At 43.7% G+C, this 25,895-nt stretch carries 23 protein-coding genes and 2 riboswitches; of the genes, 19 read left to right on the top strand and 4 right to left on the bottom strand.

Annotated features, from left to right (window positions below; all coding sequences use genetic code 11):
* Positions 1-43 precede the first annotated feature (43 nt).
* On the top strand, positions 44-2,032 hold the full coding sequence (locus ABSY64_RS02685) for an ABC transporter ATP-binding protein/permease (RefSeq protein ID WP_349641524.1): 1,989 nt from the start codon (positions 44-46) through the stop codon (positions 2,030-2,032).
* A 33-nt stretch (positions 2,033-2,065) separates the two neighbouring features.
* On the opposite strand, the gene ABSY64_RS02680 is transcribed toward ABSY64_RS02685, so the two are convergent.
* The gene (locus ABSY64_RS02680) at positions 2,066-2,944 is read right to left on the bottom strand and encodes a LysR family transcriptional regulator (RefSeq protein WP_349641523.1); all 879 of its coding nucleotides are present in this window, start codon (positions 2,942-2,944) and stop codon (positions 2,066-2,068) included.
* 115 nt (positions 2,945-3,059) lie between these two features.
* Between ABSY64_RS02680 and ABSY64_RS02675 the strand changes: the two genes are divergently transcribed.
* The 10 genes from ABSY64_RS02675 to ribH all read left to right on the top strand — a co-directional run bounded on the left by ABSY64_RS02675 (position 3,060) and on the right by ribH (position 13,494).
* The gene (locus tag ABSY64_RS02675; RefSeq protein WP_349641522.1) at positions 3,060-4,394 is read left to right on the top strand and encodes an amino acid permease; all 1,335 of its coding nucleotides are present in this window, start codon (positions 3,060-3,062) and stop codon (positions 4,392-4,394) included.
* Between the two features lie 134 nt (positions 4,395-4,528).
* Positions 4,529-4,894: a hypothetical protein gene (locus tag ABSY64_RS02670; protein ID WP_349641521.1), complete on the top strand. Its 366-nt coding sequence runs from the start codon at positions 4,529-4,531 to the stop codon at positions 4,892-4,894.
* A 244-nt stretch (positions 4,895-5,138) separates the two neighbouring features.
* Positions 5,139-6,779, top strand: a complete 1,641-nt coding sequence (locus tag ABSY64_RS02665) for a glycoside hydrolase family protein (RefSeq protein WP_349641520.1) — start codon at positions 5,139-5,141, stop codon at positions 6,777-6,779.
* Between the two features lie 157 nt (positions 6,780-6,936).
* Positions 6,937-8,274 (top strand): carbohydrate-binding domain-containing protein, encoded by a 1,338-nt coding sequence (locus tag ABSY64_RS02660; protein ID WP_349641519.1) that lies wholly within the window; start codon positions 6,937-6,939, stop codon positions 8,272-8,274.
* A gap of 123 nt (positions 8,275-8,397) precedes the next feature.
* Positions 8,398-9,048 carry a carbohydrate-binding domain-containing protein gene (locus ABSY64_RS02655; RefSeq protein WP_349641518.1) on the top strand — a complete coding sequence of 217 codons (651 nt, stop codon included), beginning with the start codon at positions 8,398-8,400 and terminating at the stop codon, positions 9,046-9,048.
* A 74-nt stretch (positions 9,049-9,122) separates the two neighbouring features.
* A complete protein-coding gene (locus tag ABSY64_RS02650) occupies positions 9,123-9,902 on the top strand; it encodes a pyrroline-5-carboxylate reductase family protein (protein ID WP_349641517.1) in 780 nt (259 codons plus the stop codon).
* A 44-nt stretch (positions 9,903-9,946) separates the two neighbouring features.
* Positions 9,947-10,082: riboswitch (FMN riboswitch) on the top strand.
* Positions 10,083-10,195: 113 nt separating this feature from the next.
* Entirely contained in the window at positions 10,196-11,230 is a 1,035-nt protein-coding gene (gene ribD, locus ABSY64_RS02645; protein WP_349641516.1) for a bifunctional diaminohydroxyphosphoribosylaminopyrimidine deaminase/5-amino-6-(5-phosphoribosylamino)uracil reductase RibD, read from the top strand.
* Entirely contained in the window at positions 11,230-11,838 is a 609-nt protein-coding gene (locus ABSY64_RS02640; protein WP_349641515.1) for a riboflavin synthase, read from the top strand. Before ribD ends, ABSY64_RS02640 begins: the two co-directional genes overlap by 1 nt.
* Positions 11,822-13,030 (top strand): GTP cyclohydrolase II, encoded by a 1,209-nt coding sequence (gene ribA / locus ABSY64_RS02635; protein ID WP_349641514.1) that lies wholly within the window; start codon positions 11,822-11,824, stop codon positions 13,028-13,030. The genes ABSY64_RS02640 and ribA overlap by 17 nt, the downstream gene beginning before the upstream one ends.
* A 2-nt stretch (positions 13,031-13,032) precedes the next feature.
* Positions 13,033-13,494 (top strand): 6,7-dimethyl-8-ribityllumazine synthase, encoded by a 462-nt coding sequence (gene ribH, locus ABSY64_RS02630; RefSeq protein WP_349641513.1) that lies wholly within the window; start codon positions 13,033-13,035, stop codon positions 13,492-13,494.
* A 45-nt stretch (positions 13,495-13,539) separates the two neighbouring features.
* Here ribH and ABSY64_RS02625 read toward each other — a convergent pair whose 3' ends face one another.
* On the bottom strand, positions 13,540-14,769 hold the full coding sequence (locus ABSY64_RS02625) for an MFS transporter (RefSeq protein WP_349641512.1): 1,230 nt from the start codon (positions 14,767-14,769) through the stop codon (positions 13,540-13,542).
* Positions 14,770-14,800: 31 nt separating this feature from the next.
* Entirely contained in the window at positions 14,801-16,471 is a 1,671-nt protein-coding gene (locus ABSY64_RS02620) for a glycoside hydrolase family 13 protein (RefSeq protein ID WP_349641511.1), read from the bottom strand.
* A gap of 190 nt (positions 16,472-16,661) precedes the next feature.
* Between ABSY64_RS02620 and ABSY64_RS02615 the strand changes: the two genes are divergently transcribed.
* The 5 genes from ABSY64_RS02615 (at position 16,662) to ABSY64_RS02595 (ending at position 22,742) form a co-directional block, all read left to right on the top strand.
* Positions 16,662-17,126 carry a PH domain-containing protein gene (locus ABSY64_RS02615; protein ID WP_349641510.1) on the top strand — a complete coding sequence of 155 codons (465 nt, stop codon included), beginning with the start codon at positions 16,662-16,664 and terminating at the stop codon, positions 17,124-17,126.
* Complete coding sequence (locus tag ABSY64_RS02610) at positions 17,116-18,585, top strand: PH domain-containing protein (RefSeq protein WP_349641509.1); 1,470 nt, start codon at positions 17,116-17,118, stop codon at positions 18,583-18,585. Before ABSY64_RS02615 ends, ABSY64_RS02610 begins: the two co-directional genes overlap by 11 nt.
* Positions 18,586-18,711: 126 nt before the next feature.
* Positions 18,712-20,901: an MMPL family transporter gene (locus tag ABSY64_RS02605; protein ID WP_349641508.1), complete on the top strand. Its 2,190-nt coding sequence runs from the start codon at positions 18,712-18,714 to the stop codon at positions 20,899-20,901.
* Between the two features lie 34 nt (positions 20,902-20,935).
* Positions 20,936-22,147 (top strand): sensor histidine kinase, encoded by a 1,212-nt coding sequence (locus ABSY64_RS02600; protein WP_349641507.1) that lies wholly within the window; start codon positions 20,936-20,938, stop codon positions 22,145-22,147.
* Positions 22,128-22,742, top strand: a complete 615-nt coding sequence (locus tag ABSY64_RS02595) for a response regulator (RefSeq protein ID WP_349641506.1) — start codon at positions 22,128-22,130, stop codon at positions 22,740-22,742. Before ABSY64_RS02600 ends, ABSY64_RS02595 begins: the two co-directional genes overlap by 20 nt.
* A gap of 26 nt (positions 22,743-22,768) precedes the next feature.
* On the opposite strand, the gene ABSY64_RS02590 is transcribed toward ABSY64_RS02595, so the two are convergent.
* Positions 22,769-23,299 carry a methylated-DNA--[protein]-cysteine S-methyltransferase gene (locus tag ABSY64_RS02590; RefSeq protein ID WP_349641505.1) on the bottom strand — a complete coding sequence of 177 codons (531 nt, stop codon included), beginning with the start codon at positions 23,297-23,299 and terminating at the stop codon, positions 22,769-22,771.
* Between the two features lie 117 nt (positions 23,300-23,416).
* On the opposite strand from ABSY64_RS02590, the gene ABSY64_RS02585 reads away from it, so the two are divergent.
* The 3 genes from ABSY64_RS02585 to ABSY64_RS02575 all read left to right on the top strand — a co-directional run bounded on the left by ABSY64_RS02585 (position 23,417) and on the right by ABSY64_RS02575 (position 25,895).
* Positions 23,417-24,043 carry an ECF transporter S component gene (locus ABSY64_RS02585; RefSeq protein ID WP_349641504.1) on the top strand — a complete coding sequence of 209 codons (627 nt, stop codon included), beginning with the start codon at positions 23,417-23,419 and terminating at the stop codon, positions 24,041-24,043.
* A 55-nt stretch (positions 24,044-24,098) separates the two neighbouring features.
* Positions 24,099-24,200, top strand: a riboswitch (TPP riboswitch).
* Between the two features lie 46 nt (positions 24,201-24,246).
* Positions 24,247-24,810: an energy-coupled thiamine transporter ThiT gene (gene thiT / locus ABSY64_RS02580; protein ID WP_349641503.1), complete on the top strand. Its 564-nt coding sequence runs from the start codon at positions 24,247-24,249 to the stop codon at positions 24,808-24,810.
* Positions 24,811-25,064: 254 nt separating this feature from the next.
* Positions 25,065-25,895: a MetQ/NlpA family ABC transporter substrate-binding protein gene (locus ABSY64_RS02575; RefSeq protein WP_349641502.1), complete on the top strand. Its 831-nt coding sequence runs from the start codon at positions 25,065-25,067 to the stop codon at positions 25,893-25,895.

Genomic DNA, 25,895 nt, shown 5'->3' with positions numbered 1-25,895 from the left:
CTGTCAGAGACATAAATTAAACAATAGGGGGCCTAGTCAAACTATGGCTTTTTTGGAACTACGAGACATCTATAAGTCTTATTTCTTAGGTCAACAAGAATTTCCAGTGTTAAAGGGGATTAATCTCTCCTTTGATAAAGGTGAATTCGTTTCCATTCTCGGTGAATCCGGTGGTGGAAAAACGACCTTGATGAATATCATTGGTGGTTTGGACCGCCGTTTCTCCGGCACGGTTAAGGTGAATGGTAAGGAAATTAATCACCATCATGCCAAGGATTTGGATTTGTACCGCCGACAAACCGTTGGTTATATTTTCCAATCCTTTAACTTGATTAATTACCAAACCAACTTGGAAAACGTTGAAACTTCACTGAACATGACCACCTTGAGTCGTGGTCAACGTAAAAAGCGCGCTATGGCTTTGCTTGAAAAAGTTGGCCTAGGGGAACACGCCAACAAGTATCCATCGCAACTTTCTGGTGGACAAAAGCAGCGTGTTGCCATCGCTCGTGCCTTGGCTGGTGATCCTGAAATTCTGATCGCCGATGAACCAACTGGTGCACTGGATTCGGTTAACACTCGCGAAGTGCTCGAATTGTTGGACCAAATTGCTAAAGAAGGTAAGTTGGTCATCGTCGTGACCCACTCTCAAGAAGTTGCTGATTTTGGTACCGAAATCGTACACATGGAAGATGGTCAAATTGGTAGCACGCAGCGCTTGAAGCCTGCATATCCAGCACCAGCTTTCAGTGGTCGCGACCGCGGTGTTCGTTCTCGTCCACTATCCCGTCGAACAATTTGGGATATGGCCTATGATCATTTGAAGTTTAAGCGATTCCAAAACTTCATGATTATTTTGGGGTCTTCAATCGGTCTGGGTGCCGTTATCCTCTTCCTTGGTTTGGGAAGCGGGGTTAAGGGTTACATGACCAAGCAAATTACTGACTCGGTTAACCCGAACTATCCAACCGTTACCAAGCACGTTTCGACGCAAAAGAACGCCAGTTCAGACGATGAATCTGAAGCTGAACAGGAAGCTTGGCAGAACAATTATTCAGCCTTGACGATGTCTTCCGACATGGTGGCAAAGCTGGGTAAGATTAACCACGTGGAAGCCACTTATCCTGGCTACACTTTCTCTTCAGTTAACTTCACTGTCGGTGATCAAAAGAAGACTTCTAGTTACCAATCATGGTCACCAGCTATCCAAAGTAGCATGATCAAGGCTGGTACTAAGCCAACGAAGACTGATGAAATCGTTATTCCACAAGACTTTGCAGAAAAGATTAATAAGCAGTGGAAGTCCGTTATTGGCCAAACCGTGAAGATTTCCTTTACGGGTTATGACACGAATAACCAGCCGGTAACGGTTAACTCCTCAGCTAAGGTTGTTGGTATTACCAAGGCCAACAGTAGTATTTTTGCTTCGGATGCCAGTGACATTAAGTCTGCTTTGACTAGTGCCGGTGCAAATGCCGATGCAAACTACGTACCCGTTAAAGTCGATAGCACAACAAACGTTAAGCAGGTCACTTCTGCCATCAAGAAGCTCAAGGATAGTAATAAGAATCAAATCTTTGAAGCATCTTCTGCTGGTGATATTTTGAGTCAAATCAACACGATTACCAGTCTTGCTTCTAAGTTGTTGGCCGCTATCGCTGGAATTTCTTTGATTGTTTCAGCCATCATGATCATCGTGACGACTTATATGTCTGTTGCCGAACGTACTCAAGAAATTGGCGTGCTTCGAGCCCTAGGTGGTCGTGCCAAGGATGTGCGTGGTCTCTTTACCAACGAAGCTTTGTTGATGGGGCTGATTGCTGCAGTGATCGCCATTGTAGTTGCCTTGTTAGTTCAAGCCTTGATGAACCTTGCCTTGAACAGCTTGATTCACTACAATATTGTTCAAATTTCCTTTGGTAACATTATCTTCACCGTTATCATTGCGATTGTGATTGCTTGGCTGGCATCCTATGTGCCATCTCGTCAAGCCGCTCGTTTGAATACAATCGATGCTTTGGCATCCAACTAATTAAAAAAAGGCCTTCCAATTGGAAGGTCTTTTTTACTGCTCATTTTTAGCTAAGTAATCTAAAATTTCTTTTTTCATGGCTTTCACAGCCGGTAGCGCCAATTGACTAGGGTTAATGGCTAGCCCAACGTGGCGGTAATAGGGGCGGTCAAAGGGATAAATGTTAACGTCACCACGCAATTTGCGGAGGGCAAGTTGAGGTAAGATTCCAAGGCCCAAACCAGCTTCGACTAGGGCAATAATCGACTGGTCATCAATTGAAAAATTAATTCCCTTTGGCGTTACTTCGTAATAATCAAGGGCCGCTTTGGTATCCAGGTCGTAATCGCTTTTTTGCAGAATAAAGTGCTGATCGAGCAAGTCGGCCTTTGTAATAGTTTTGCTGTTTTTAGGCTTAAAATCTGCCCTAGTAACACAAAGAATTTCGTCTTGTAAAAGTGGTAAAGCTTCTAAGCGCGATGAAACTGGCAAAGTAGTGAAGGCAATATCAATTTTACCGAGTTCAACGGCGTGTTCGAGTTCGGCGAAATTACCCTGGACGATGGCGATTTCAATTTGTGGATAATTTTTAGAAAAATTGGTGATAATTTCTGGCAGCCAGTTAATGCAGACGGAAGAAAAGGCACCAATCGTGATTTTTCCAGCATTTAACCCTCGGATATTGCTGGCGAGGTGATAAAGTTGCCGTTCTTCATTTAACAGGCGCTCGGCGCTTGGCAGGATAGTCTTTCCGTCTTGCGTCAAGGTCATTTCTGAACGATTACGAATGAAGAGGGGAAAACCTAATTGTTCCTCTAACTGGCTAATAGCGTGACTTACGGCTGACGGGGTGATGTTGAGTTCGTTAGCCGCCTTGCGAAAAGATTTTTGGCTAGCGACGGTGGTAAAGATTTCATAAGCGAAGGTTTTCATGGTTTTTCCTCGTTAGTTGAATATAACTCATCTTAAATTGAAAAAAATGAGTTTTACTTATCTAAGCCATAAGTATATGCTAATAATAGTTTAATCACAAATTCGGGAGACTTTTATGGCTAAAGAAAAGCTAGAACGTAATTTATCACAGCGCCATGTCAGCATGATTGCGCTGGGGGGAACGATCGGAACCGGACTTTTCCTGGGTGCTGGTGAATCGATTCAAAAGGCTGGGCCGGCTATTCTTTTGATTTACATCGTGACGGGTTTCTTTATCTTTGCCATGATGCGGGCCCTCGGTGAATTACTAGTTTCAGATTCATCAAAGCCAGTCTTTATCGACTTTATGGAGCAATACCTTGGCCAGCGCGCAGGCTTTGTTCTTGGCTGGACCTACTGGCTGGGTTGGATTATTATCGCCATGGCAGAGTTGACGGCCATTGGAAACTACATGCACTTCTGGTTTCCGACCACGCCCGTCTGGATATGGGAGTTAGCCTTCTTAGTTATTCTCTATGGAATCAACATCACGGCGGTCGAGGCCTTTGGTGAAACTGAATTCTGGTTCTCACTAATCAAGATTTTTGCCATTGTGGCCATGATTGTGGTTGGCTTCATTATGGCAGCCTTCCAGATGAAAACTTCTGTGGGCGTTACCCATTTTTCAACACTATGGCAACACGGTTTGGTGGCCCATCATGGTCATCAACTCTTAGCGGCTTTCCAGATGGCTTTCTTCGCCTTTCTGGGCGTTGAATTCGTCGGGATTACGGCAGCAGAAACCAAGGATCCCTTGAAGACGATTCCAAAGGCCATTGATTCGATTGTTATTCGAATTCTGATTTTCTATATCGGGGCCTTGTCGGCCATCATGATCATCCAGCCTTGGACGGACTATTCTGGTCAGATGTCACCCTTCGTGCAAGTCTTTTCTGGTATTGGCATTACGTCAGCCGCTGGAATTATTAACTTCGTTGTTTTGACGGCAGCAGCTTCATCCTTGAATTCATCGCTCTTTACGACGGGTCGAATGCTTTACTCCTTGTCAGAAGGGAAGGGACCTTTTGCAAAGTTGAACCGCCATGCCATCCCAATGAAGGCCATTTCTTTTTCTGCTGTGATTATTGGCTTGGTGATTGTCCTGAATTATATTTTCCCAAATGATGCCTTTAGCTTGGTTACCTCAACAGCTTCAGCGACCTTCCTAGTCATCTACGGTGCCTTGATGGTTACTCACCTTAAGTTCCGTAAGTCAGCTAATTACCGCAAGGGCAAGCACTATTTCCGCTTGCCGGGTGCGCCATATACCAACTATCTAACTTTAATTTTCCTATTCGGAATTTTCTTGATTTTGCTCTTCACACCAGCAACTACGGTGACGACAGTGCTCGCCATCATCTGGTTCATCGTGTTGACTGTGATTGCTTTTTACCGCAAATCATTTAAGTAAAAGTGAAAGCATCAAGATTTTTTGAAAAAATCTTGATGCTTTTTTATTTTGACCTCACATTGTAATTTTCATAAAACAATTTCGTAATATTCGTAATATAGAATGGTTTACAGATTATTGTGGAGATTTTGACTATGAATTACCGAATCAAGCAGGCCTTAGTTGTCAGCCTTGTTGCCGTGGTGGCTTTGCTTTTGTTGAGCACTTATACCCATTTACACCAAGTTACTTTGACCTTTGTCGTCGTTCAAATTGCCTGGGTGGCCTACTATTTTTTTGACCTCTGGGCACATGACCGTCAAAAAGAAGAACGGGAAGTCACTTCTTTTCAGGAATTCATTTTCTTCATTATTGTTTTTTCCTTTAGCAGTTTGGTCATTAATTCACTTCACTTAAATGGGGTGGGGAACACCTGGCTGATTGCTGGTACCTTATTGGCTGAATTCATTTCTTATTTTTTCTATCTCCGTAATCGTGCAAAATATGATCGTATCTACTAGTCCTTTGGACTAGTTTTTTATTTATGCCAGAAAATTGTCAGTTTTTGCCAAAAGGCTTTCCCAAAAAAGAAATTCCTGTAAAAATAGTGGTACAGAAGAGCTTAAGCAAGCGGATAAGTCTAGAAAGTTAATAGGATTTTAACTTTGTGATAATTGGCACGTGTTTACTTATCAGTCATCAGTCGATAAAATATAGTTATAAGTTTTTATTGTTACTTGTAGAACAGAAAAGGACGTGACTTTCATGGCAGATAATAATTCCCGTATGAACTTAGCTGAAATGGGGACTTTTACCTCAAATGAATTGAGTCAAAAATTCCATTTGAACACCAAGCACGGTTGGTCGAACGATTTGCAAACGATGGTTTGGAATGAAGCTGGCCAATACTATGATGTTTATTTCTTGCACTCCGTTGAAGGACCTGAACGACCATTTGGCGAGCAAGGGCAGGATTGGTTCCACGCCACGACGAAGGATTTCCTTCATTTCTCAGAACAAAATATTGCTATTCCAGCCTTTGGACCTAAAGGGGAAGGTTCTTGGCGCTCCGCCTGGACTGGAACAGTCATTCGTAACAAGAATAATCAGATTAAAGGCGTGCCTGATGGTGCCCTTGTGGCTTACTTCTCTGGTTTAATGCAGGGAGATCCCAAGCTTAACCAGCATATTTGGGCGGCTTGGTCTGATGATAATGGCCAAACTTTTGCTAACTTACTAAATGATGGTCAACCAGTCCTTTCTTGTGACTGGGACTACACGGCCGCTGACGACATGAGCGAACGTGACCCAGGCGTAATGTATTGGAATGACCGTTTGATTATGTATACGTCTGAAGACAAGGAAATAGCTGTTTTCCAATCTGAAGACGGTATTGAATGGCGGGGCATGAATGAAAATCCACGCCTTTCTAAGATTGCGCCGGCTGTTTTCTTTGCGGGGCACAAGTGGACTGCCAATGCTCAAATTGAATGTCCGGTTTTGCGTCCGATGGTTACACCAGACGGGCAGGAAAAGGTTGTTTTGTTCTTTGCGGCAAAAGAAGAACCAATCGAAACGACCGGTTCATACTATGCAGTTGGTACTTTGAATAAGCATGGTATGTTCCAATTGGATGAAGCACCACGCCGTTTGGATGCAGGTTCAGATTTCTATGGTGTTAATTACACAGGTTCGGATGACTTGTCAAAGCCCGATAAAGACATTGTTGTTTTGGGTTGGACTGGAAACTGGAACTATGCCGCCGCAGGGATTCATTTGGATCAAGGTGGGCAGAGCAAGTTCGTTAAGCATTGGGGACCCTATTCAACGCCTCGTCGCTTAACTTTGAATAATGACTTAACGATTTCATCAGAAATTATGTTGAATCTTGTCTACGAAGAAGAACGTGAGATTAGTGCTGCACCAGCAGAAAGTAACTCAACCGATATTCCTGACTTGATGCATAAGCGTTATGAAATCAAGCAGGACTTGAATCACTCTATTTATAATTTGAAGATTCAAGCTGCAGCGGGCAAGAAGGTCGAAGGAACAGTTTCAATTCGTTTTGAACAAGGTAAGGATTTCGCTCAACTTGATTTTGATCCTAAGTCGGGTACTTACCACGTGATGAGGATGAACTGGGAATTCGAAAATGATAATCAAGCCAACCATGCTTTTGATTATTACAGTCGTTCATATACCGTTCAATCAGATGCGAAAGAGTTGCAATCATTGAACTTTGAAGTGATTACTGACCAGGCTTCAATCGAATTCATTTTGCCCGATGGTTCTTTCTATACCTTGAGTCGTTTCTGCGTTTCTGATAAGCAGGATTTGTCGGTTTCTTTGGCCGATGATTCATTGGAATCAACTTTGACGGCTAAGGTCGTTAAGCCATTTAACTAAATAAGCTTCTTAAAAGTGAGTGGGGTTTTAACCTTGTTCACTTTTTAATTTTCAATTTAATTTGGCTTAATCAGGGTTTTATTTGGACTTCCTATACTGTAAACATCGATAAGATACGCAACTGACCAAGATGGTCAGAGGACAAGAAGGAGTTCGAATGAATAATCTACGACTGAAGCAAAACAATAGCCGTACTTTTAAAATGTACAAATCCGGTAAGCAGTGGGTGATTGCTGCGATGGCAGTGGCAGGCCTTAGCCTATATGGGGCTCTTGCACACAATTCCGCTAGCGCCGATAGCTTGTCGGACAACACTGTTCAAACATTGGCAGCCTACACGATGGGACAGAATACGACAACGACGAGCAAGCAAACAGCTTCCGACCAAGCTGGAACCAGCATCAATTTGGCTAATAGTGGTATCAGCAGCGATAATAGCCAAGCGGCCACGGTTGATGGCAATACGGTAACCATCAATCAAGCGGGGACTTACACGGTTTCTGGCACAAGTGACGACGCTCAAATTTTGGTTAACGCGCCTAGCGATGCAGCCGTCAACTTGATTTTAAATAATGCGAACTTGTCTACGACCAAGGGTGCGGCCATCGCAGCACAAAGCTACGGTTCTTTGACCTTGACGGCCAATGGGACAAATTCGATTTCAGCAACGCCAAGCATCGACGATCCGGAAAGTTTGGACACGATTAACCCCAATGGTGCAATTTATGCCAATGGGAATTTGACGGTTAACGGTTCCGGGGAATTAAACATCAATTCAACTATGAATGGAATTTCAGCCGACGGCAGCATGGATGTTAATGATTTGAATTTGAATGTGACGAAGTCTTATGAAGCTTTGGAAGCTGAAGTAGTGAACGTTAATTCAGGAAATCTTTCTTTGAATGCCGATGACGATATCATCAATGCCCAGTTGGATCAAAGCAAATATGACGCTGGTTCGAAAGATACCCAAGCCATCAACATTAATGGGGGTAACCTTGTGATGCATGGTGCGGGAGACGGTTTGGATTCTAACGGCGATATTAACATCAATGGTGGTAACATCGTTTCCATGATTGATTCAACACCGGATAACGGCGCTATCGATGGTGATGGCACCATCACCTTTAAGGGCGGTAATGTCATCTGGGGTGGTACCGGAACGGAAGGAACGCCTGATGCGGATACTTCTAGCCAGTCTTACGTAAAAATTGGCGCAACTACTAAGGGTGATACGGTCACCGTTTCTAAGGATGGGCAAGATTTGACTTCCTTTGAATCGCCACAAAACACCGACTATATGAACATCTCCTTCCCAGGCATTACTGCTGGGGATACTTATCAAGTGTCCATTAACGGGACGAGTTCCGACGTGGTTGCCGGTCAAGGCGGTGGCTCCGGAATGACCGGTGAAGGTGGTCCAATGGGCGGTGGACAAGGCATGCCACCAATGGACCAAGCAATGAAGCAAGGTCAAACACCAGCAGCTGAATAAATTTTTCGGGAATAATGCTGACATTTTGTTCATTATTTGTTAGTATTAGTGCGTATTGATTTTTACGAAAATTGTAATGTTTTTGTAATAATAATCCGTATTAATAGAAAGAAGATCTTTTTAATGAATAAGCAAAATGCTCGTATGTTCAAGTCAGGTAAGCAATGGGTTATCGCTGCCGCAGCTGTTGCCGCAATGGGTGGTATGGCTGTTGCTCACCAAAGCGCATCTGCTGACCTTTCAACTGCTATCTCTGGTTTGTTCTCAGACATGGCTGCTAAGGCTACTAAGGTTAACGTTGTTATCGCTCTTGATAACTCAGGTATCGTCTCTGATAACGAAAACGCTGCCAGCGTTTCTGGTGACACCATCACCATCAAGAAGGGCGGAACTTACACTGTAACTGGAAGCAGCGACCACGTACAAATCGTTGTTGCAGCTCCTGCTGATGCTGATGTTAACATTGTTTTGAACAACGCTGATTTGCGTTCAACTCAAGGTACTGTTATCAACGGTCAGTCATACGGTACGATGAAGATTACCGCTGCTGGTACGAACTCAGTTACTGATGCAAAGCCAATCGCTGACCAAGCAGAATTGGATGCACAACCAACTAAGTCAGCCATCTACTCAACTGGCGACTTGACTTTCGATGCATCATCAGACGGTGGTGTCTTGAACGTTCGCTCAACTATGAAGGGCGTTGATTCAGCCGGACACATGTCAATTGCAAGTGACAAGTTCTCAGGAAACATCACTTCAAACTTCCAGTAATATCTGGTAAATTATACAGAGAAAGGTCGATTTCGGTCGGCCTTTTTCTTTTGAGAAAATAGGAGGTCAGCGTTATGAAAATTGCCATTATCGGTGTCGGCAGCATGGGTTCTGCCATTGTAGAAGGATTAAACCGTCAAAAAGTGGTTCCAGTGGAACTGATTGGTCAAAGTTCTTCGACGGCATCGGCTAGCCACCACGCCCAAACACTGAATATTCCAGTTTTCGGCGAACCCAAGGATGTACTGGCGCAACAACCAGATTTGCTCTTCTTCGTGACACCAGCCAAGCAAACCCTTGCCATCATGCAAGAATTCGTCAATTTGAGTATTCCTAGTGGCACGATTGTCTTGTCGGCTGCAGCTGGCGTAAGCAATGAAGCTATTTTGAGGACGGCGGGTAACGTACCCACCGCTGCTTTGATTCCCAACACTGCCGTGGCCTACAATGCTGGAACGATTGCCTATGCACCCGGAAAGCATCTCGTAAATGGCCAATTGGATCAAGTTGTTAATTTGCTCAAGACCCTTGGGGATGTCTTCGAAGTTAAGGAAAATCAGCTGGACCTCGCTGGTGTGGTTGGTGGCTGTGCACCAGCCTTTGTTGACGTCTTTATGGCTGCCATGGAAGATGCCGCTGTTAGTGAAGGTCTCTCACGAGCAACTGCCCGTGAAATTATTTCCTCAATGGTTAAAGGCAGTGCTCAATTGGCGCAAGCAAGCGGCAAGTCTTACACTGAATTAAAGGACGAAGTGACTTCGCCAGGCGGAACCACTATCAAGGGTGTGCTTGCACTCGAAGACAACGGTTTCCGTTCGGCTGTCATCAAGGCTTTATTGGCTTCGAATTCATAAGCTTTGACAAAATCCTTTTTACTTGCTACGCTTAAAACAACATTATTAATCTTCGGGGCAGGGTGAAATTCCCGACCGACGGTGATGGCCTTGTGCCAAAGTCCGTGACCTGCACTCCGGTGCGGCTGATACAGTGAAATTCTGTAACCGACAGTATAGTCTGGATGGGAGAAGATTTAAAAATTCTGGGAGTCTCAGACTGCCTATTTTTTGAATCATTCGAATAATAAATGCAACCGATGTGATAGTGTCACATCGGTTTTTTTATGTCCTGATAACAACAGGAGGAAAAAATGAATGATAATGTTTTGATGCAAATTGCCATTGATGAAGCCGGAAAGGGGGAAGCTGATTTAACCTATGAAAATCCACGGGTTGGGGCTGTCATCGTCAAAGACGGCAAAGTTCTCGGTCGTGGCTACCACCATCGTTTTGGTGGTCATCACGCCGAAATTGAAGCCTACCAATCTCTGGCAAAGCCCAGTGACATTCAGGGGGCATGTATCTATGTCACGTTGGAACCTTGTGCGAGCCGGGGGAAAGTATCTTCCTGTGCCGAAACAATGCTGACTTGGGGGTTAAAGCGGGTCGTGATAGGTTCGCTTGATCCTAATCCGAGCACAAATGGGAAAGGCTTGAAACTGCTACGTGAACATGGGATTGAAGTCATCGTTTTGAATGATGGTGCCAGTCGTCAGTTAAACCCAGCTTTTCACTATTTTTTCGAAAAGAACTTACCCTATGTTCGTTTGAAGGTTGCCACGAGTGCCAATCGCAAGGTTAACGCTGGTTCAGGTCAGCAGACTAAAATCACTGATTCCATCGCTGATCAAGATGTTCATCGATTGCGGGCAGCCTCCTCCGCTATTTTAGTCGGTAGTGAAACTTTTTTAATTGATCAACCGAATTTAACCGTTCGAAAAATAGCGCTGCAGCACGAGCAACCGTTACGGATTGTTCTGGATCGATCTGGTCGGTTCAAAGATCTTCCAATCCAATGGCGGGATAATTATTTGATTTTTACCAGCGACGAGGGCTTTGCCGAGACTTCGCCGCGCGTAAAATTATATGACGGTAGCATCGCTGACTTATTAGCTATCCTGGCTGAGTTGGGGATTCAATCTCTACTGGTTGAAGGAGGACCGATAGTCCATGCAGCTTTTTTGCAAGAAAGCGCTTGGCAGGAATTTTGGCATTACCAATCTGACAGTGATTTTCCTGATGAAGGTCTTTCGGCAGTCCTACCTGCGTCTGAACCAGCTTTGTTAAGGCAGCAAGTACCGGTTGGAAACACGATTCGCTATATTTATCGAAATGAGGTGCTCTAATGTTTACAGGAATTGTACAAGCTCAAGGAAAAGTTAAAGGCATTGAAGAGCGCGGGAAAGCTGAATTGCGATTGACGATTGAACCAGTTCAGTGGGCGAAGCAAGCTTTTATTTTGGGCGAAAGTATCATGGTGGACGGTGTTTGTTTGACTTTAGCTGACTATCACGATGATTTGTTGGATTTTGATGTCATGGTTTCGACTTATGAGCAAACCATTTTGGCTGATTATACGCTGGGCCAAATGGTGAATTTGGAAGCGGCCTTGACGCTCCAGCAGGGATTAGATGGTCACCTTGTCCTAGGCCACGTTGACGGGAAAGCGCAACTGGAAAAAATTGATATCCAGGGGGAAACACACTTTTACACCTTTCGTTTTGATAATCCGACTTGGGGTAAAGAAATCGTCGCCAAGGGTTCCGTGGCCATTAACGGTGTAAGCCTGACCATCGTATCAACTAACGAAAGTCATTTCGTCTTGGCCCTGGTGAATTTCACGCGAGATCATACGAATCTAAGCCAATTAAAAGCGGGTGACTGGGTCAATCTTGAAACTGATATTTTGGCAAAGTATGTTCAAGGAGGACTACAAGATGTTGGAACGAAGTAAGATTGAAAAAATACAGGCAGCCTTGGCGGCCCTAAAGCAGGGGAAGTTAATTGTCTTACAAGATGATCAAGACCGGGAAAATGAAGGCGACTTAGTCGGTTTAGCAACCTTTGCCCAACCGGAAACAATTAACTTTGCTTTACAAGCTGCTCGTGGCTTACTCTGTGCGCCAATGAGTTTGGAACGAGCCGAAGAATTACACTTGCCAGCTATGGTGCAAGACAATACGGAAAAATTTGGTACTAAATTCACGCAATCGGTGGATTATAAAGCGACTGTAACCGGTGTTTCCGCAAATGATCGAGCACAAACGTTGCAAGCTTTGGCCAATCGTAGTATTCCAGCTCAAGATTTTGAACGGCCCGGGCACATTTTTCCCCTTGTGGCAGAAAAAGAGGGCTTACGTGTACGAACGGGCCATACTGAAGCAGCGGTCGCTCTGGCAAAATGGGCAGGAGTTGTGCCGGTCGCCTATATCATCGAGATTTTAAAGGCCGATGGCAGCATGGCCCGTTCCGAAGACTTGGCGCTCTTCGCGCAAGAACATGATTTAATTCGCTTGCAGATTGCGGACTTGGTCGAATTTCAAACCTACTTGGATCAGGAAGATATCGAATATGGGCCCTCAGTGCAGCTACCAGCCGCTGAAGGTAATTTTGAACTACACAGCTTTCCGAGTAGAGGAAAGGGACAACCCGATCTTCTAATTCAAAGCAAAAAAGCAAGCACGGCGGCACCGCTAGTTCGGATTCATTCAGAATGTTTTACGGGAGATGTGCTGTCTTCGCTGCGTTGTGACTGCGGTCCCCAGCTTAACGAGGCCCTGGCTAGAATTAATGAAGAAGGTGGAGCTGTGCTCTACTTACGCCAAGAAGGGCGTGGAATTGGCTTGTTGGAAAAACTTAAAGCCTATATTCTACAGGAAAATCACTATGACACCTATGATGCGAACTTGAATCTAGGCCACCAAGCCGATCAGCGTGATTATAAACGGGCAGCAAAGCTACTTAAATTTGCCGGTTTGAAGCGAATTCGCTTGCTGACGAACAATCCGGATAAAATTCAGCAACTAGAAGCTGCGGGGATTGAAATTGTAGAACGAGTACCCCTGGAAATTAAGTCAAACTCGAATAACGCGAATTACTTGCACACCAAGGCCACTCGCTTTGGCCATTTATTAAAGGAGAATTGAAAATGATTTATGAAGGACAACTGACTGACCAAAACCAGGGTAAATTTGCTATCGTGGTAAGCCGTTTTAATAGTGCCATCACGGAACGTTTGCTGTCGGGTGCCTTAGCTAGCATGAAGATGGTCGGCGTGCCAAAAGAACAAGTCGATGTATGCTGGGTACCCGGTGCTTTGGAAATCCCCTTGATGACCCAAAAGTTAGCACGAAGCCAAAAATATACAGGGATTGTCACGCTGGGTGCTGTGATCAAGGGTGATACAGATCACTATGACTTGGTGATTAACGGTGTGGCGCAAGGGGTCGCTCGCGTTAGTTTGGATGAAGCTTGTCCAATCGTCTTTGGTATTTTAACGACCGACACTTTGGAACAAGCCCAGCAACGTGCAGGTGGTAAAGCAGGGAACAAAGGAGGCGAAGTTGCGCTCAGTCTGCTGGAATTATGCTCCCTTTATCAAAAAATCTAAGCACAAAAAAGCACGCCAAGCGGCGTGCTTTTAATTTGCATTCAATTACTTATTGATGTTGTTGTTACGACGTGCGCGACGATACTTTGTCGTATAAGTCTTCGCTGTGTTAGCTCCTTGCAAACCGAGAAGGTAAGCCAAAGCAATGGCTGCAAAGGCTGCCAACATCAAGAACAAAGTGAAGAACGGTGCTGACTGAGTGTGGGCGTTGTTCAAGTTTGAGAACATCGTCAAAACAGAAGGAGCAATCGTAGCCCCCAAGTTAGCGCCAACCAACATGGCTGAGTTGGCCAAGTTTTGTGAACCTTCTGGCGCAACATTATCAACGTTTGAGAAGAGGTATGAACCAACTAATGGGTAAGCAACACCACAGATGGCAGCCCCCAAAGCAACGGTGAAAATGTTAGGGAAGGCAACGATGACCAATGAACCCAAGGACATGAAGGCCATTCCAGTTGGGACAACGAAGTTCTTCAATTCGGCATAAATCTTACCGAAGACGAAACCAGTCATTGTTCCAACGAAGGTGTTCAAAGTAACGATTAATGAAGCGACAGTTCCGTTCAAGCCCAAATCAGTAACAACGATGTTAGGCGTTTGAACAACAACTGAAGTTGAACACATAACCATGACCATCAACAAGGCGGCCATACCAAGCACTGGCAAGTTAATCTTCTGCTTTTGCGCGCTAGCATGCTTGTCAACTGGTGGTTCAGGAACGAACTTCCAGAAGAAGGCTAAGAATGGGAAGGCTAGCAAGTAGATCAAGAAGGAAGCTTCCCAGTTAATCAAAACTAAGGCACCGACCAAAAGGGTCAAGGCGGAAGTTCCTAATTGCTCAGTCGCGGTACGGTAACCAAGAATCTTCGACTGTTCTGCCCCCTTGTAAAAGAGGTCGATAATCGTGATGGCTAGCGAGTTAAACAACCCAATTCCGGCTCCCAAGAATAGTCGGGAAATGAAAATAATTGGGAAACTATGGACAAGTGCGGGAATCACACCTGCAATACCAACGGTAATCAAACCAATGGCAATCGTCTTCTTAATTCCAATTTTCTTTGAAATCCAACCAGACAATAGCAGGGTTATCACAACGGTTAACTGCTGGATAGTAACGACGGAGTTCATCAAAGATGCCGGAACATCTGGGAAACTCTTCGCCATTTCAGGCACGGCTGAAGAAACAGCCTGCCCAGTGGTAATCATAACGGAAACCGAAAGAATGGCCGTTAAGAATGTTTTTGAATTTGTATTTGCTTGTTTATCTTGTGTCATTTCTTTAACTCTTTATCCTTTACAGACCAAATTACTTGGCGAAACGATAGACCTTACTTTCATAAGGGCGCAAAGTAGTTCCTTGATCATCTTGGTAATTGCTGATAACCAATTCGCTAGCATCTGCCTGTTGATAGTCACGCGTAACGGTCTGATCAGTAAAGTTGGTCATGATCAGGTAAGTACCGTCTTCGCCGTGACGGCGGTAAGCATAAACTTGGTCGTCATCTTCATCCAAGGCTTCAAAAGTACCACGACGAATGGTTTCAGATTCATGACGAATCTTAATCAACTTCTGGTAGTGGTAGAAGACTGAATCTGGATCTTCTAAGTTAGCTTGGACGTTGATTTCCTTGTGGTTAGGATTAACAGCGTACCAAGGGGTTGCGGTGGTGAAGCCTGCGTTTTCGCTTGCATCCCACTGCATTGGCGTACGAGCGTTATCACGCGACATGTTGGCCAAGTACTTTAACATGGTTGGACCGTCGACAATCTTCTTGTCTTCGACCATTTCCTTATAAACGTTAACGGATTCAACGTCTTCGTATTGATCAACGCGCGTAAAGTGGCCGTTGGTCATACCCAGTTCTTCACCCTCAAAGACGTATGGTGTTCCTTGCAAGAAGTGTAGGGTGGTTCCCAAAGCCTTCGCTGAACGCACGCGGAATTCATCGGAATCATTTCCAAAACGGGAAACGGCACGAGGTTGATCGTGGTTGTTCCAGTAAAGTGAGTTCCAACCCTTACCATCCAAGGCGATTTGCCAACGGTTAAGGGCGTGCTTCAAATCGGTCAACTTAACGGGCACATCGTTCCAACGGCCCAAACGAGTGTCCGGGTTGTTGGTCAAACCAACGTGCTCAAATTCAAAGACCATGTTCAATTCGTTACTCTTGAGGCCAGTGTATTCAATGGCATCCTCAGTCGTAACGCCAGGCATTTCACCAACCGTCATGATGTCGTACTTTGAAAGCACTTTTTCATTCATTTCACTCAAGTATTCACCCAAGTGAGGGCCATCGGCGATAAAGTCCTGCGTCGTACCGGCGGTGACTTCACCAGTCATGTTTGGCAAGCCATCTGGCTTTGAAATTTCGTTGATAACATCCATACGGAAACCATCAACACTCTTGTCCAACCAAAAACGTTGCATGCTGTAAACAGCTTCGCGCAATTTTGGATTGGTCCAGTTCAAATCTGGTTGACTTGGTGCGTACATGTGCAAGTAGTACTGGCCACGTCCTTCGTCATATTCCCAAACGGATCCACCGAAGGCAGCCACCCAGTTGTTGGGTTCGTGGCCATCGACTGGATCGCGCCAAATGTAGTAATCAGAGTAGGGGTTATCCTTGCTCTTACGGCTTTCCTGGAACCACTTGTGCTGGTCGGAAGTATGGTTAACCACCAAATCCATCACAATCTTAAGACCTAATTCGTGGGCTTTTTCAAGCAAGTTATCAAAGTCAGCCATCGTTCCATAAGTGGGGTTGATGGCTTCATAATCAGCGATATCATAGCCATTATCTTTGTTAGGAGAGACGTAAATTGGGTTGAGCCAAATGACGTCAGCACCCAACTTCTTGATGTATTCCAAACGGGAAGTAATGCCGGGCAAGTCTCCGATACCATCGCCGTTACTGTCTTGGAAACTCATCGGATAAACCTGGTAGACGACGGAATCCTTGAACCATTGTTCTGTCATTTCATATTCTCCCTTTCTTTAAAAATAACTAGTCTAAGCTTAGCACTGATAACGCTTTCAAACAAATAAAAATTGTGAAATTTATCGAAAAGAATTGAAATATCACTGTAAATTGGTTGTTACATTTATATGTTATTTTAGAGACCGCTGCTTTAACGATATTAATGCGCTATTTAAGGAGAGAAAATTAATGCAACACTTACCGAAACGAATCAAAATCATCTGGTGGCAGATTACCGCTTTTAACTTATTTTTGTGGTTAGTGCTGATTGCGGGAATTATCATTGCCCATCATTTTTGGAATTGGTTACCTCTCTGGCTGCTCTACTTTGTAGGGGCAGGCATGGTAGTCGAAATTGTGACCGAAATTATCTTGATTCCTTACCGCTACGCCATTTATGAATACGAAGTGCGCGATACGGACGTTGAAATTCGTCACGGCTACTTTTTCCGCCATCACGTGGCCATCCCCATTGCTCGTGTTCAAAACGTCGACTTGCACCAGGGACCTTTGCTTCGCCTACAAAAGCTTTACAAGGTGAAAATTGCGACCGGTGGCTCGACTCACGAAATCGAAGCACTGGACCATGAGGAAGCTTTGCGCTTGAAAGAACAGGTGATGGCTTTGGCATTGGAGGCCCGCAATGCCTTCTAATCAAGGACCAAAACATTTTAACTTTCTCGCCGTTATCTTCGATTTGGCCAAAGCTTGGTATTCGATTGTTTTGTCAATTGTCTTTATTTCAAGTAAGGAACATGGCTTTACTTTCTATCTTGGTTTCGTCCTCTTGGCTTTCATCATTGGGTCAACAATCTGGTCCTATTGCTTTACTACCTATGAAATCGGGGAGAAGGAAGTGATCTTACGGCGCGGCTTCTTCTTCAAAACCATGCACCACTTGCCTTATCAAAGAATTCAAAACGTTGACCGCAAGCAGTGGTTCTTTTTAAAACCCTTCCACGTTGAACAAGTTACGGTGGATTCTGGGGCCAGTAATGCCCAAAAAGAAGCGGTTGATTTAGCAGCCGTTAACGATCAAGTCGCCGACATAATTGAAGAAAAACGTCGACTTAGTTTGGGCGGAGACTCGACACCTGCTGAAGACCAATCCGCCGTTGAGTATCGGGCTGAAGATGATCCCAACCAGCACCGGGTGACTACCGGGGAGCTCGTGGAGTATGCGGTTACTGACTTTCGGGTTGTGTCCCAGCTCTTTATTCTTTGGGCCTTTTTGAACCACGTGCCGTCAATTGGTAAGGTTTTTGAATGGCTTGGCGCACAAGCTTCACTAGGTTATGCTCGTTACGGCATGATTGTCTTTATTCTCCTAGCCCTTTTGGTGATTATCCTAATTTTAGGGGCTAATGTACTGCGAATCGTCTTCATGCTTTATGGCTTCACTTTGAAACAAGACGGTGAAAAGTTCGAAATTTCGAAGGGCCTTTTGCAAACCAGCCGCCTACATTTCGATAAGAACCGTATCCAAGCCGTTAAAATCCAGCAAAATATCTTCCGCAAAATCTTTCACTTAGTGACGGTTCAAGTCGATTTGATTGCTGGTAAGGGGGTGGAGGATAGTGATAAGGCCGTCACGCTTTTCCCGGTTTTGAAAGAGAATGAAACTTATGACGTTTTGCATAAATTCATTAATTTCATTCCGGAAAAGGGAATTGCTTTTCAGCCGGCTAAGAAGCGAACTTACTGGTTCTTGGCCCGGAATGCCTTCGTTTTGATGCTACTTCCAATTGCTATGGCCGCTTATTTCTGCTATAGCCAAATCTGGTTTTGGCCGCTTGCCGCAATGCTCCTGATCCTCGCGATTGCCATGGGCTTATACAAGGCCCGCCATACTGGCGCACAAGTTTTTGCTGGTGAATATCTTGCCCTACAAAATGCCCATTTCTTCCGGCGCAGCATTACCTATGCTGGCTGGCACGAAATCCAAAGTATTAATCTACGGCAATCGATTTTTATGGCGAAAGCTGGATACGCTCACTTCGTGATTGCAGTCCGAAATGGTGAAAGCGTCAATTACGTTGAATGTCGCTATTTGCCAATTAAGCAGGCCGAGGGACTTTACCAGTGGTACCGTGAATTTCCAAATCAAAAGTAATCAAAAAGCAGACAAGTGGGTCTGCTTTTTATTTTGCCCAAAAGGGCAAAAATGTATGCCCTGAAGTTATGCTTTTCGTTTGGAATAGTCTTTACACTTATTGTATTAACAATCGAGGTAGAAGATATGGCAAAATTTATACATAAAATGACTGCATGGATATTTCGACATGCATATTTAACAATAGCAATTGTTGTAGCAATACTTGGTACCTTAGGTGTTGGGGCTATGACAATCGGGTCGGACTTTACGGCAACTAACTTGACTTTGTCTAAGGCCGAATCAACGAAAGCATCCAAAATTATGGATAAAAATTTTGGGAAAGCGCCTGATTTGGCACAAATGAAAATTGTTTTTCATGCAAAAGACGGAAAACAGCTTTCAGAGGGTGATCATCAAAAAGACATTAATGATTACCTAGATAAAGTAAGTCAAGAACCCGGCGTGGCTCAGGTAGCCCATCCAGATCAATTGCAGAATTTTGATAACAAAAAAACAACAGCGTATGCTCAGGTGACTTTCACAACAAAGAAAAGTAAAGTAGCTAATTCAACTGTAAAGAAAATTCAAAAAGAAGCTAATTTAACACGTCAAAATAGGATTCAAACGGAATTCTCAGGGGATGTTATTGAGGCACCAAAATCTGAAAATTCCACAGAAATTGTCGGTATTGCTGTTGCCTTTATTGTCTTGGCAATTACGTTCGCATCACTATTTGTAGCTGGTTTGCCAATTTTGACAGCATTGATATCGTTGGAAATTACGATGTTATTGATCATTGTGTTGAGTAATGTGATCAAAATGCCTTCATTGGCCACTTCATTGGTTTCCATGATGGGCTTGGCTGTTGGAATTGACTATGCGCTCTTTATTATTTCACGTTACCGTCAGGAATTAGCTAAACTAAAGCAAAAAACAATCGATGCATTTGCCGAACAGTCAGTCGCTAATCGAATTGATCGTGAAAAGATGACGGCTGATAGTTCAAATGTGCGCTTGCAAGCGTTACAAAATGCGATGGGCTCTGCAGGAACAGCTGTTATTTTCGCGGGAATGACTGTTGTTGTCGCCATGTTGGCAATGAATGTGTTGGGAATTCCATTCATTTCCGCAATGGGAAATGCCGCTGCATTGGGCGTGTTTATTGCAGTCTTAGTTTCTATGACCTTACTGCCTGCTCTGTTGACCATTTTCAAAAAACTTGTCACGCCAAGTCATCAGAACTCAGCTTTGAAGAAGATGTCAAAACTTCGTAAGGTCGGTGGTTGGGGAAAAATTATTACTCACCATCGCTTGTGTTGGTTGATTCCCGTTATCACGATTTTGGTAGTGATTGCTTCGCCAATCATGCATATTAATTTAGGCCTTCCTAATGACGGGGAAGCCAACCCTCATCTCACCGAACGCAAGGCATATGATTTGCAAAAGGAGGCATACGGGGAAGGAATTAATAACCCACTGGTTGTTCTTGTTGAAACTTCATCTAGTGACGAGTCCCAAAAAGTCATGGGGAAGATTAGCCAGTTAAAAGATGTTGCCATGGTTCTTCCAGGTGCTAATTCGACAAATGGAAAGTACATGATGCTCACTATCATTCCGAAAAGTGATGCAAACGATCAAAAAACTAAGAAATTAGTCAGTGATGTTCGTAAATTATCAAAGGACGATTCAGACCTTCCGCATCTATATGTAACTGGTTCGACTGCTGTGAACGTTGATGTTTTGGAGGCAATATCGAAAGCATTACCAATCTTTGCAGGTATTATCGTAATTTTTGCTTTCATCCTGTTGATGATGGCCTTTCGTTCCTTGTTGATTCCCTTGGTTGCTGTTTCTGGATTCGTTCTCTCTCTTGGAGCAACTTTTGGTTTCTTGATTTGGATATTGCAAGATGGACATTTATTAGATCTATTCCAAATTCCGTCAAAAGCAGCTATCCTTGGATTCTTACCAATTCTGATTATTGGAATTTTGTTTGGACTGGCTATGGATTATGAGATTTTCTTAGTAAGTCGTATTCGAGAAATTTATAGTCAAACTGGTGATACAAATGAAGCTGTTCGTGAGGGACTGAAGGATAATGGTCCAATCGTTATCGCAGCATTAATTATTATGGCATCTGTTTTTGCCGGCTTTATCTTTGCTGGAGATGGTATGATTAAATCAATTGGATTGGCATTTACTTCAGGCGTCATCTTTGATGGTTTACTGGTCCGAATGATTATTGTACCGGCAGCGATTAGTCTATTTGGTCGGGCAAATTGGTATTTCCCAAAGTGGTTGGACCGAATTTTGCCTAAAATTGACATTGAATAAACAGGAGACTAGCCTAGTGCTAGTTTTTTAGGTTATGAACATAGAAGAAGTATCAAGAGAAGAAATTCAGTCAGCAACATTAAAAGGGTTACGTTGGCCCTTTATTTTTTGGACCATCATGGCCTACGTATTGGGAATATTCACAAATTTACAGCTATTTCAAACTTCTGCTTGTTACGGCATTTTCATAGTAGGATTCATGAATGTTTTCTTACTGGCCAAACGTTTCCCAAAAAAGTATTTACCTCTTTCTTTGTATGGGCAGATTATTTTATCCATAATCGCCAGCCTTTATTTTTATCAATCTGGCACGGTAACTTTTTTTGTTTCACTCATGCCGATATTAATGCTTGAAAGTTTGGTCTACTTAAAACGTTCTTGGATTGGAATTGCAATTATTTTGTCATTAGAAATTATATCCTGGATTTTAGTATGGTCGAAATCGGGATTAATTCTTGCAATTTTATATTTTGAAATCTATCTTTTTATCATTCTCATTGTTTATTTTTATTGGCGCTCATACCGGCAAAGTGTGTACGAACGTGTGGCGCTCAAAAAGGCTTATGATGAGCAAGCTATTGCACAGAGCCAAATTGATGAGATGCTGGTAAAAAGTGAACGAGATCGTATTGCTCGTGACCTGCATGATACGCTCTTACAGGATGTGACTGGTTTATCGCTGCAACTTGAAGTTTTAGAACAAGTGCTGAACCGAGGCGAATTAACTGCTGCTCAGAATATAACGAGTAAAGTCTCTCTACTGGCTAAAAAAACAATTGTCGAAAGTCGAAAAACACTGACCAATCTACATGAACAAAAGAATGTAAGCAGCCAGGATTTAGAAGCTCGTTTAAAAGTATTGTCAGATGTTTTTGCTCATCGATATCATCTACAAGTTAAGTTGAAATTTGATGGTTCCTACAAATTACCGGCGATGATTAGTCAACAAATTATTTCAGTAATTTCTGAAGCGTTGATGAACGTAGTTAAGCACACGGATGGTGAGTTAGCAATAATTCGAGTGGGACAGAAGAACGGGACACTACACATAACTGTGATTGATTTTGGTCCAGGTTTTGAAGTGAAAAAAGGTAAGCAAAAGATCGCTCATTTTGGTTTAGCGGGGATGATGAGCCGCATGGCAGATATTGGTGGTCGGGTGACCATTGATAGCCAACCAGGTGAAGGAAGTCGCGTGGATATCAGCTTACCAATGGAGAAAATAGATGAAGATTTTAATCGTTGATGACCACAGCATTGTTCGCGAAGGTTTGAAGTTGATTTTAGAAAACACAGATTGTCATTTTCAAGTACTTCTTGCCGAAAACGGGAAGAAAGCATTGGATATTTTGAGCCGAGAAGAAAATGTTGATCTAATTCTTTTGGATATTAAAATGCCCGTTATGGATGGTGAAACCTTCATGCGGCAGTTAAATGATAGTCATAGCCATATTCCCGTCGTGGTTTTAACGACCTTTAACGAGGCCCGAACGGTTCAAACGATGTTCCAGTTGGGCGCTCGGTCCTACTTACTCAAGGATGCGGACAGCCAACAGATTTTAAGTACTATTGATCAGGTTTTAGACGGTGACACTGTGATTCCAGCGGAGATTGCACCCCTAATTTTCAAAAAGAGTCGTTTGAATAATATGGAACTTTCACCACGACAGCAAAAGGTCTTACACCTTTTGACGGACGGCTATCGTAATCGGGAAATTGCAGAAAAAATGCATCTTTCGGAAAGGTCAATTAAAAATGAATTGACCAGTATTTATAATCTCTTCGGGGTGTCTTCACGTTCTGAGGCGGTGGCCTTTGCAATCAAAAATAAAATCGTTTAAAAAGCAGGTGCCTAGGCATCTGCTTTTTAATTCTTGGGTAGCTTAAAATCAGAAAGGGTGTGTCCCTCTATTTCTAAGAGTTTAATTTTAGCTGGAATACCTCCGGCGTAGCCCGTCAAATTATTACTGGTGCTAATAACACGATGGCAGGGCACTAAGATGCTAATGGGATTGTGGCTGATAGCAGCGCCGACAGCCTGGCTTGACATTGAAGTTCGGCCCATCTTGTCAGCAACTTCATTAGCGATTTCGCCATAGGTGCGCAGTTCGCCAAAGGGAATCGTCAGTAATTCCTGCCAAACCAGATGACGAAAATCACTACCTTTTAAACTTAATGGTGGCAGCTTCGTGTCCCGAGACTGACCAGTAAAGTAGTTGGTCAACCAATCCCGACTTATCTGAAAAATTGGTAGTGAATCAGTTTGTTGAAGCTTGTCTGTTGCAATACCTGCTAAGAAATATTTTTGATTGGGTAAGTATAATCCGGTCAATCTTTGACCATCACTGACTAAGGTTAGGTCACCGAGGGGCGATGCTGCCTTTGTAAAATAATACATGTTCGAACTTCCTGTTCAAAAAGCTGGATTACTGGGATTTATAGGTAAAATGGCTGGTTGTTTTTTACAGAATCTGGTAACCTGATTTTATCAGTTTTCGTATAGGAGAGAATTAAAATGTCACGTTCTGGACGAATTAAGGAGATGGTGGTGACAGCAATTTTTGCCGCCATTATTATTTTGTTTGCCTTCACGCCACTAGGATTTGTACCGATTGGGCCAATTAACGCCACCACAGTGCACATCCCCGTTATTATCGGATCAATCTTACTGGGGCCAAAACGTGGGGCACTCCTCGGATTGGTCTTCGGCCTTTCATCACTCTTTCATTCGACAGTGGCACCCACGGTACTGGGATTTGTCTTTTCACCCTTTGTTCCCGTGATTGGTACGACACATGGTTCTCTTTGGGCCCTGGTGATTGCTTTGCTTCCGCGAATTATTTTGGGAATCTTGCCCTACTACCTATATAAAGTCGGTGAAAAGCTCTGGCACAAGAAGGGACAGTTCTTCAATCTTTTCACGTCTGCCTTGCTGGCTGCTTTCTGCCACACTTTGATGGTTACGGGCTTGATTGATACCATTTTTTCCAAGCAGTACGCCCAAGCAATCGGCCATTCAGCCAAGACTATTAACCAAGTCGTCCTGGGGATTATCTTTACTTCTGGGGTTTCTGAAGCCATTTTGGCCGGTGTAGTTACGGCGGCCATTACCGGAATCTTGATGAAGGTGTTACGCAAGTAGACTGACGCCACCTGAAAAGGTCTCGAAGTATAATACGAGCTGTAAATTAAATATCTTTTCTGTTTAGGGGTGCTTTTTAAAAAGCTGAGATGGCCGTGGGCCAACCCTTTGAACCTGTTGTGATAAAGCACGCGTAGGGAAAACAGCCAGCTAATCTGGTGGTCTTTCCTATGACTGCCAGATTTTTTATTGGAGATTTAAGAATGCAATCTAAAAGTAACTTGCTTTTTATTACCGAAGTCGCGCTCTTTGTCGCTTTGTCGGTGATTTTAAAGTTTTTCGCTATTTCGGCTTGGGGGCAGGGCGGCGATATTTCCCTGCAAATGGTACCAACCATGATTATGGCCCTTCGCTATGGTTATAAGGGCGGCCTGACGACGGGGCTGCTTTTTGGCCTAATCCAACTTTTGCTAGGGGCCTACATTGTTCATCCTGTGCAAGCTGTCCTGGACTATCCCATGGCTTTTATGCTGGTTGGTTATACAGCAATTGTCGCTGGCCCATTTCAAAAGGCTTTGAGTCAGCGTACTTTTGGGAAAGCCAGCCTCTATTTGACACTAGGGGGCTTATTCGGCGGCACTTTGCGTTTTCTGGCGCACTTCGCTTCGGCAATTATTTTCTTTGGCTCCTATGCACCGAAGGGGGAGAATGTTTGGCTTTATTCCTTTGTTTATAACGTATCCTATGTTTTGCCATCAACGGTGGTTTCGATTGTCGCTGTTGCTTTGATTGTCCGTCTTTATCCAAACCTAGTGCGGGTTCAGTGATTGGAATTGACAATTATGAGATTATTGTTAGAATATAAATAAATTTACGACGAAAGCGAGTTTACCAAATGATGTTGTGTTGCTGTTCTAACAAGTAGGGAGGCGTAATGTCCTCCTGCAAACTGTTCGATATTTGGCGGTTTGAACGAGGCAATTCATTTCTGGTAACAGTATTTGGGATAGGTAAACTCAACCAAAAGCAGGATCCAGGGGATGCTGCTTTTTTTGAACCTTTCATTTGAAAAGAGGTTAAGATGTCAAAAATTAAGAAGTTCTGGCCACTAGCTTTGGTGGTTCTGTTGGGCTTTTTCGCTTATATTTCCTTTATTAAGCCTGCCCAACACCATTCCAGTCAAAACAAAACCATTGTGCTAGGTTCGACACCAGCGCCCTTTACCGACTTGTTTTTGAAGGGGATTAAGCCGATTCTGGTTAAGGAAGGCTACCAGGTGCGGGTTAAGTCCTTCTCGAACTTGTTGAATGCCGATATTGCTTTGAATGACAATGAAGTTGACTTGAATGTCGACCAGCACACGGCTTATTTGAACAATTTTAATGCTGAAAAGAAGGGGCATTTGGTTGCGCTAACTAAGATTCCAACTAGTCACATGGGAATTTACCCCGCCCAAAAGAAAACTTTGGCTGAAGTTAGCAGGGGTAACAAGGTTGCGGTTCCGGATGATCCATCAAATGCGGCGCGTGCCTATCGCTTGATGGAAAAAGCCGGCTGGATTAAGTTGCGTTCGGGCGTTAATCCCTTGAAGGCCACGAAGCGTGACATTGCCGAGAACCCCTATAATTTGGACTTAATCGAAGTTGATTCATCAACAATTCCACGGATAGCTTCGGACTTTGACTATACGATTATTCCTGGTTCGGTGGCCTACGCGGCAAAGATTTCAGTTAAGAAGATGTTGTTAGCCGAAACTGTGCAAAGTGACTACTTCCTCGTGGCCGCAACGAACCAAAAGAATGCAAATTCCGATTGGGCAAAGGCCGTTACGAAGGCCTACCAATCAAAGGAATTTGCGGACTACATGAAGAAACACAACAGTGATAATTATTGGGAAATTCCAAAGTATTAA

The organism is Eupransor demetentiae (assembly GCF_963930865.1).
In the GTDB taxonomy this organism is placed as follows: domain Bacteria; phylum Bacillota; class Bacilli; order Lactobacillales; family Lactobacillaceae; genus Eupransor; species Eupransor demetentiae.
Note: the sequence above shows the minus strand (reverse complement) of the source record. Positions and strands in the feature narration are given on the sequence as shown.

Excerpts from the sequence above, each read along its gene's own strand:
- ABSY64_RS02685 (WP_349641524.1), top strand. The coding sequence starts at position 44 with ATGGCTTTTTTGGAACTACGAGACATCTATAAGTCTTATTTCTTAGGT.
- ABSY64_RS02680 (WP_349641523.1), bottom strand. The coding sequence starts at position 2,944 with ATGAAAACCTTCGCTTATGAAATCTTTACCACCGTCGCTAGCCAAAAA.
- ABSY64_RS02675 (WP_349641522.1), top strand. The coding sequence starts at position 3,060 with ATGGCTAAAGAAAAGCTAGAACGTAATTTATCACAGCGCCATGTCAGC.
- ABSY64_RS02670 (WP_349641521.1), top strand. The coding sequence starts at position 4,529 with ATGAATTACCGAATCAAGCAGGCCTTAGTTGTCAGCCTTGTTGCCGTG.
- ABSY64_RS02665 (WP_349641520.1), top strand. The coding sequence starts at position 5,139 with ATGGCAGATAATAATTCCCGTATGAACTTAGCTGAAATGGGGACTTTT.
- ABSY64_RS02660 (WP_349641519.1), top strand. The coding sequence starts at position 6,937 with ATGAATAATCTACGACTGAAGCAAAACAATAGCCGTACTTTTAAAATG.
- ABSY64_RS02655 (WP_349641518.1), top strand. The coding sequence starts at position 8,398 with ATGAATAAGCAAAATGCTCGTATGTTCAAGTCAGGTAAGCAATGGGTT.
- ABSY64_RS02650 (WP_349641517.1), top strand. The coding sequence starts at position 9,123 with ATGAAAATTGCCATTATCGGTGTCGGCAGCATGGGTTCTGCCATTGTA.
- ribD (WP_349641516.1), top strand. The coding sequence starts at position 10,196 with ATGAATGATAATGTTTTGATGCAAATTGCCATTGATGAAGCCGGAAAG.
- ABSY64_RS02640 (WP_349641515.1), top strand. The coding sequence starts at position 11,230 with ATGTTTACAGGAATTGTACAAGCTCAAGGAAAAGTTAAAGGCATTGAA.
- ribA (WP_349641514.1), top strand. The coding sequence starts at position 11,822 with ATGTTGGAACGAAGTAAGATTGAAAAAATACAGGCAGCCTTGGCGGCC.
- ribH (WP_349641513.1), top strand. The coding sequence starts at position 13,033 with ATGATTTATGAAGGACAACTGACTGACCAAAACCAGGGTAAATTTGCT.
- ABSY64_RS02625 (WP_349641512.1), bottom strand. The coding sequence starts at position 14,769 with ATGACACAAGATAAACAAGCAAATACAAATTCAAAAACATTCTTAACG.
- ABSY64_RS02620 (WP_349641511.1), bottom strand. The coding sequence starts at position 16,471 with ATGACAGAACAATGGTTCAAGGATTCCGTCGTCTACCAGGTTTATCCG.
- ABSY64_RS02615 (WP_349641510.1), top strand. The coding sequence starts at position 16,662 with ATGCAACACTTACCGAAACGAATCAAAATCATCTGGTGGCAGATTACC.
- ABSY64_RS02610 (WP_349641509.1), top strand. The coding sequence starts at position 17,116 with ATGCCTTCTAATCAAGGACCAAAACATTTTAACTTTCTCGCCGTTATC.
- ABSY64_RS02605 (WP_349641508.1), top strand. The coding sequence starts at position 18,712 with ATGGCAAAATTTATACATAAAATGACTGCATGGATATTTCGACATGCA.
- ABSY64_RS02600 (WP_349641507.1), top strand. The coding sequence starts at position 20,936 with ATGAACATAGAAGAAGTATCAAGAGAAGAAATTCAGTCAGCAACATTA.
- ABSY64_RS02595 (WP_349641506.1), top strand. The coding sequence starts at position 22,128 with ATGAAGATTTTAATCGTTGATGACCACAGCATTGTTCGCGAAGGTTTG.
- ABSY64_RS02590 (WP_349641505.1), bottom strand. The coding sequence starts at position 23,299 with ATGTATTATTTTACAAAGGCAGCATCGCCCCTCGGTGACCTAACCTTA.
- ABSY64_RS02585 (WP_349641504.1), top strand. The coding sequence starts at position 23,417 with ATGTCACGTTCTGGACGAATTAAGGAGATGGTGGTGACAGCAATTTTT.
- thiT (WP_349641503.1), top strand. The coding sequence starts at position 24,247 with ATGCAATCTAAAAGTAACTTGCTTTTTATTACCGAAGTCGCGCTCTTT.
- ABSY64_RS02575 (WP_349641502.1), top strand. The coding sequence starts at position 25,065 with ATGTCAAAAATTAAGAAGTTCTGGCCACTAGCTTTGGTGGTTCTGTTG.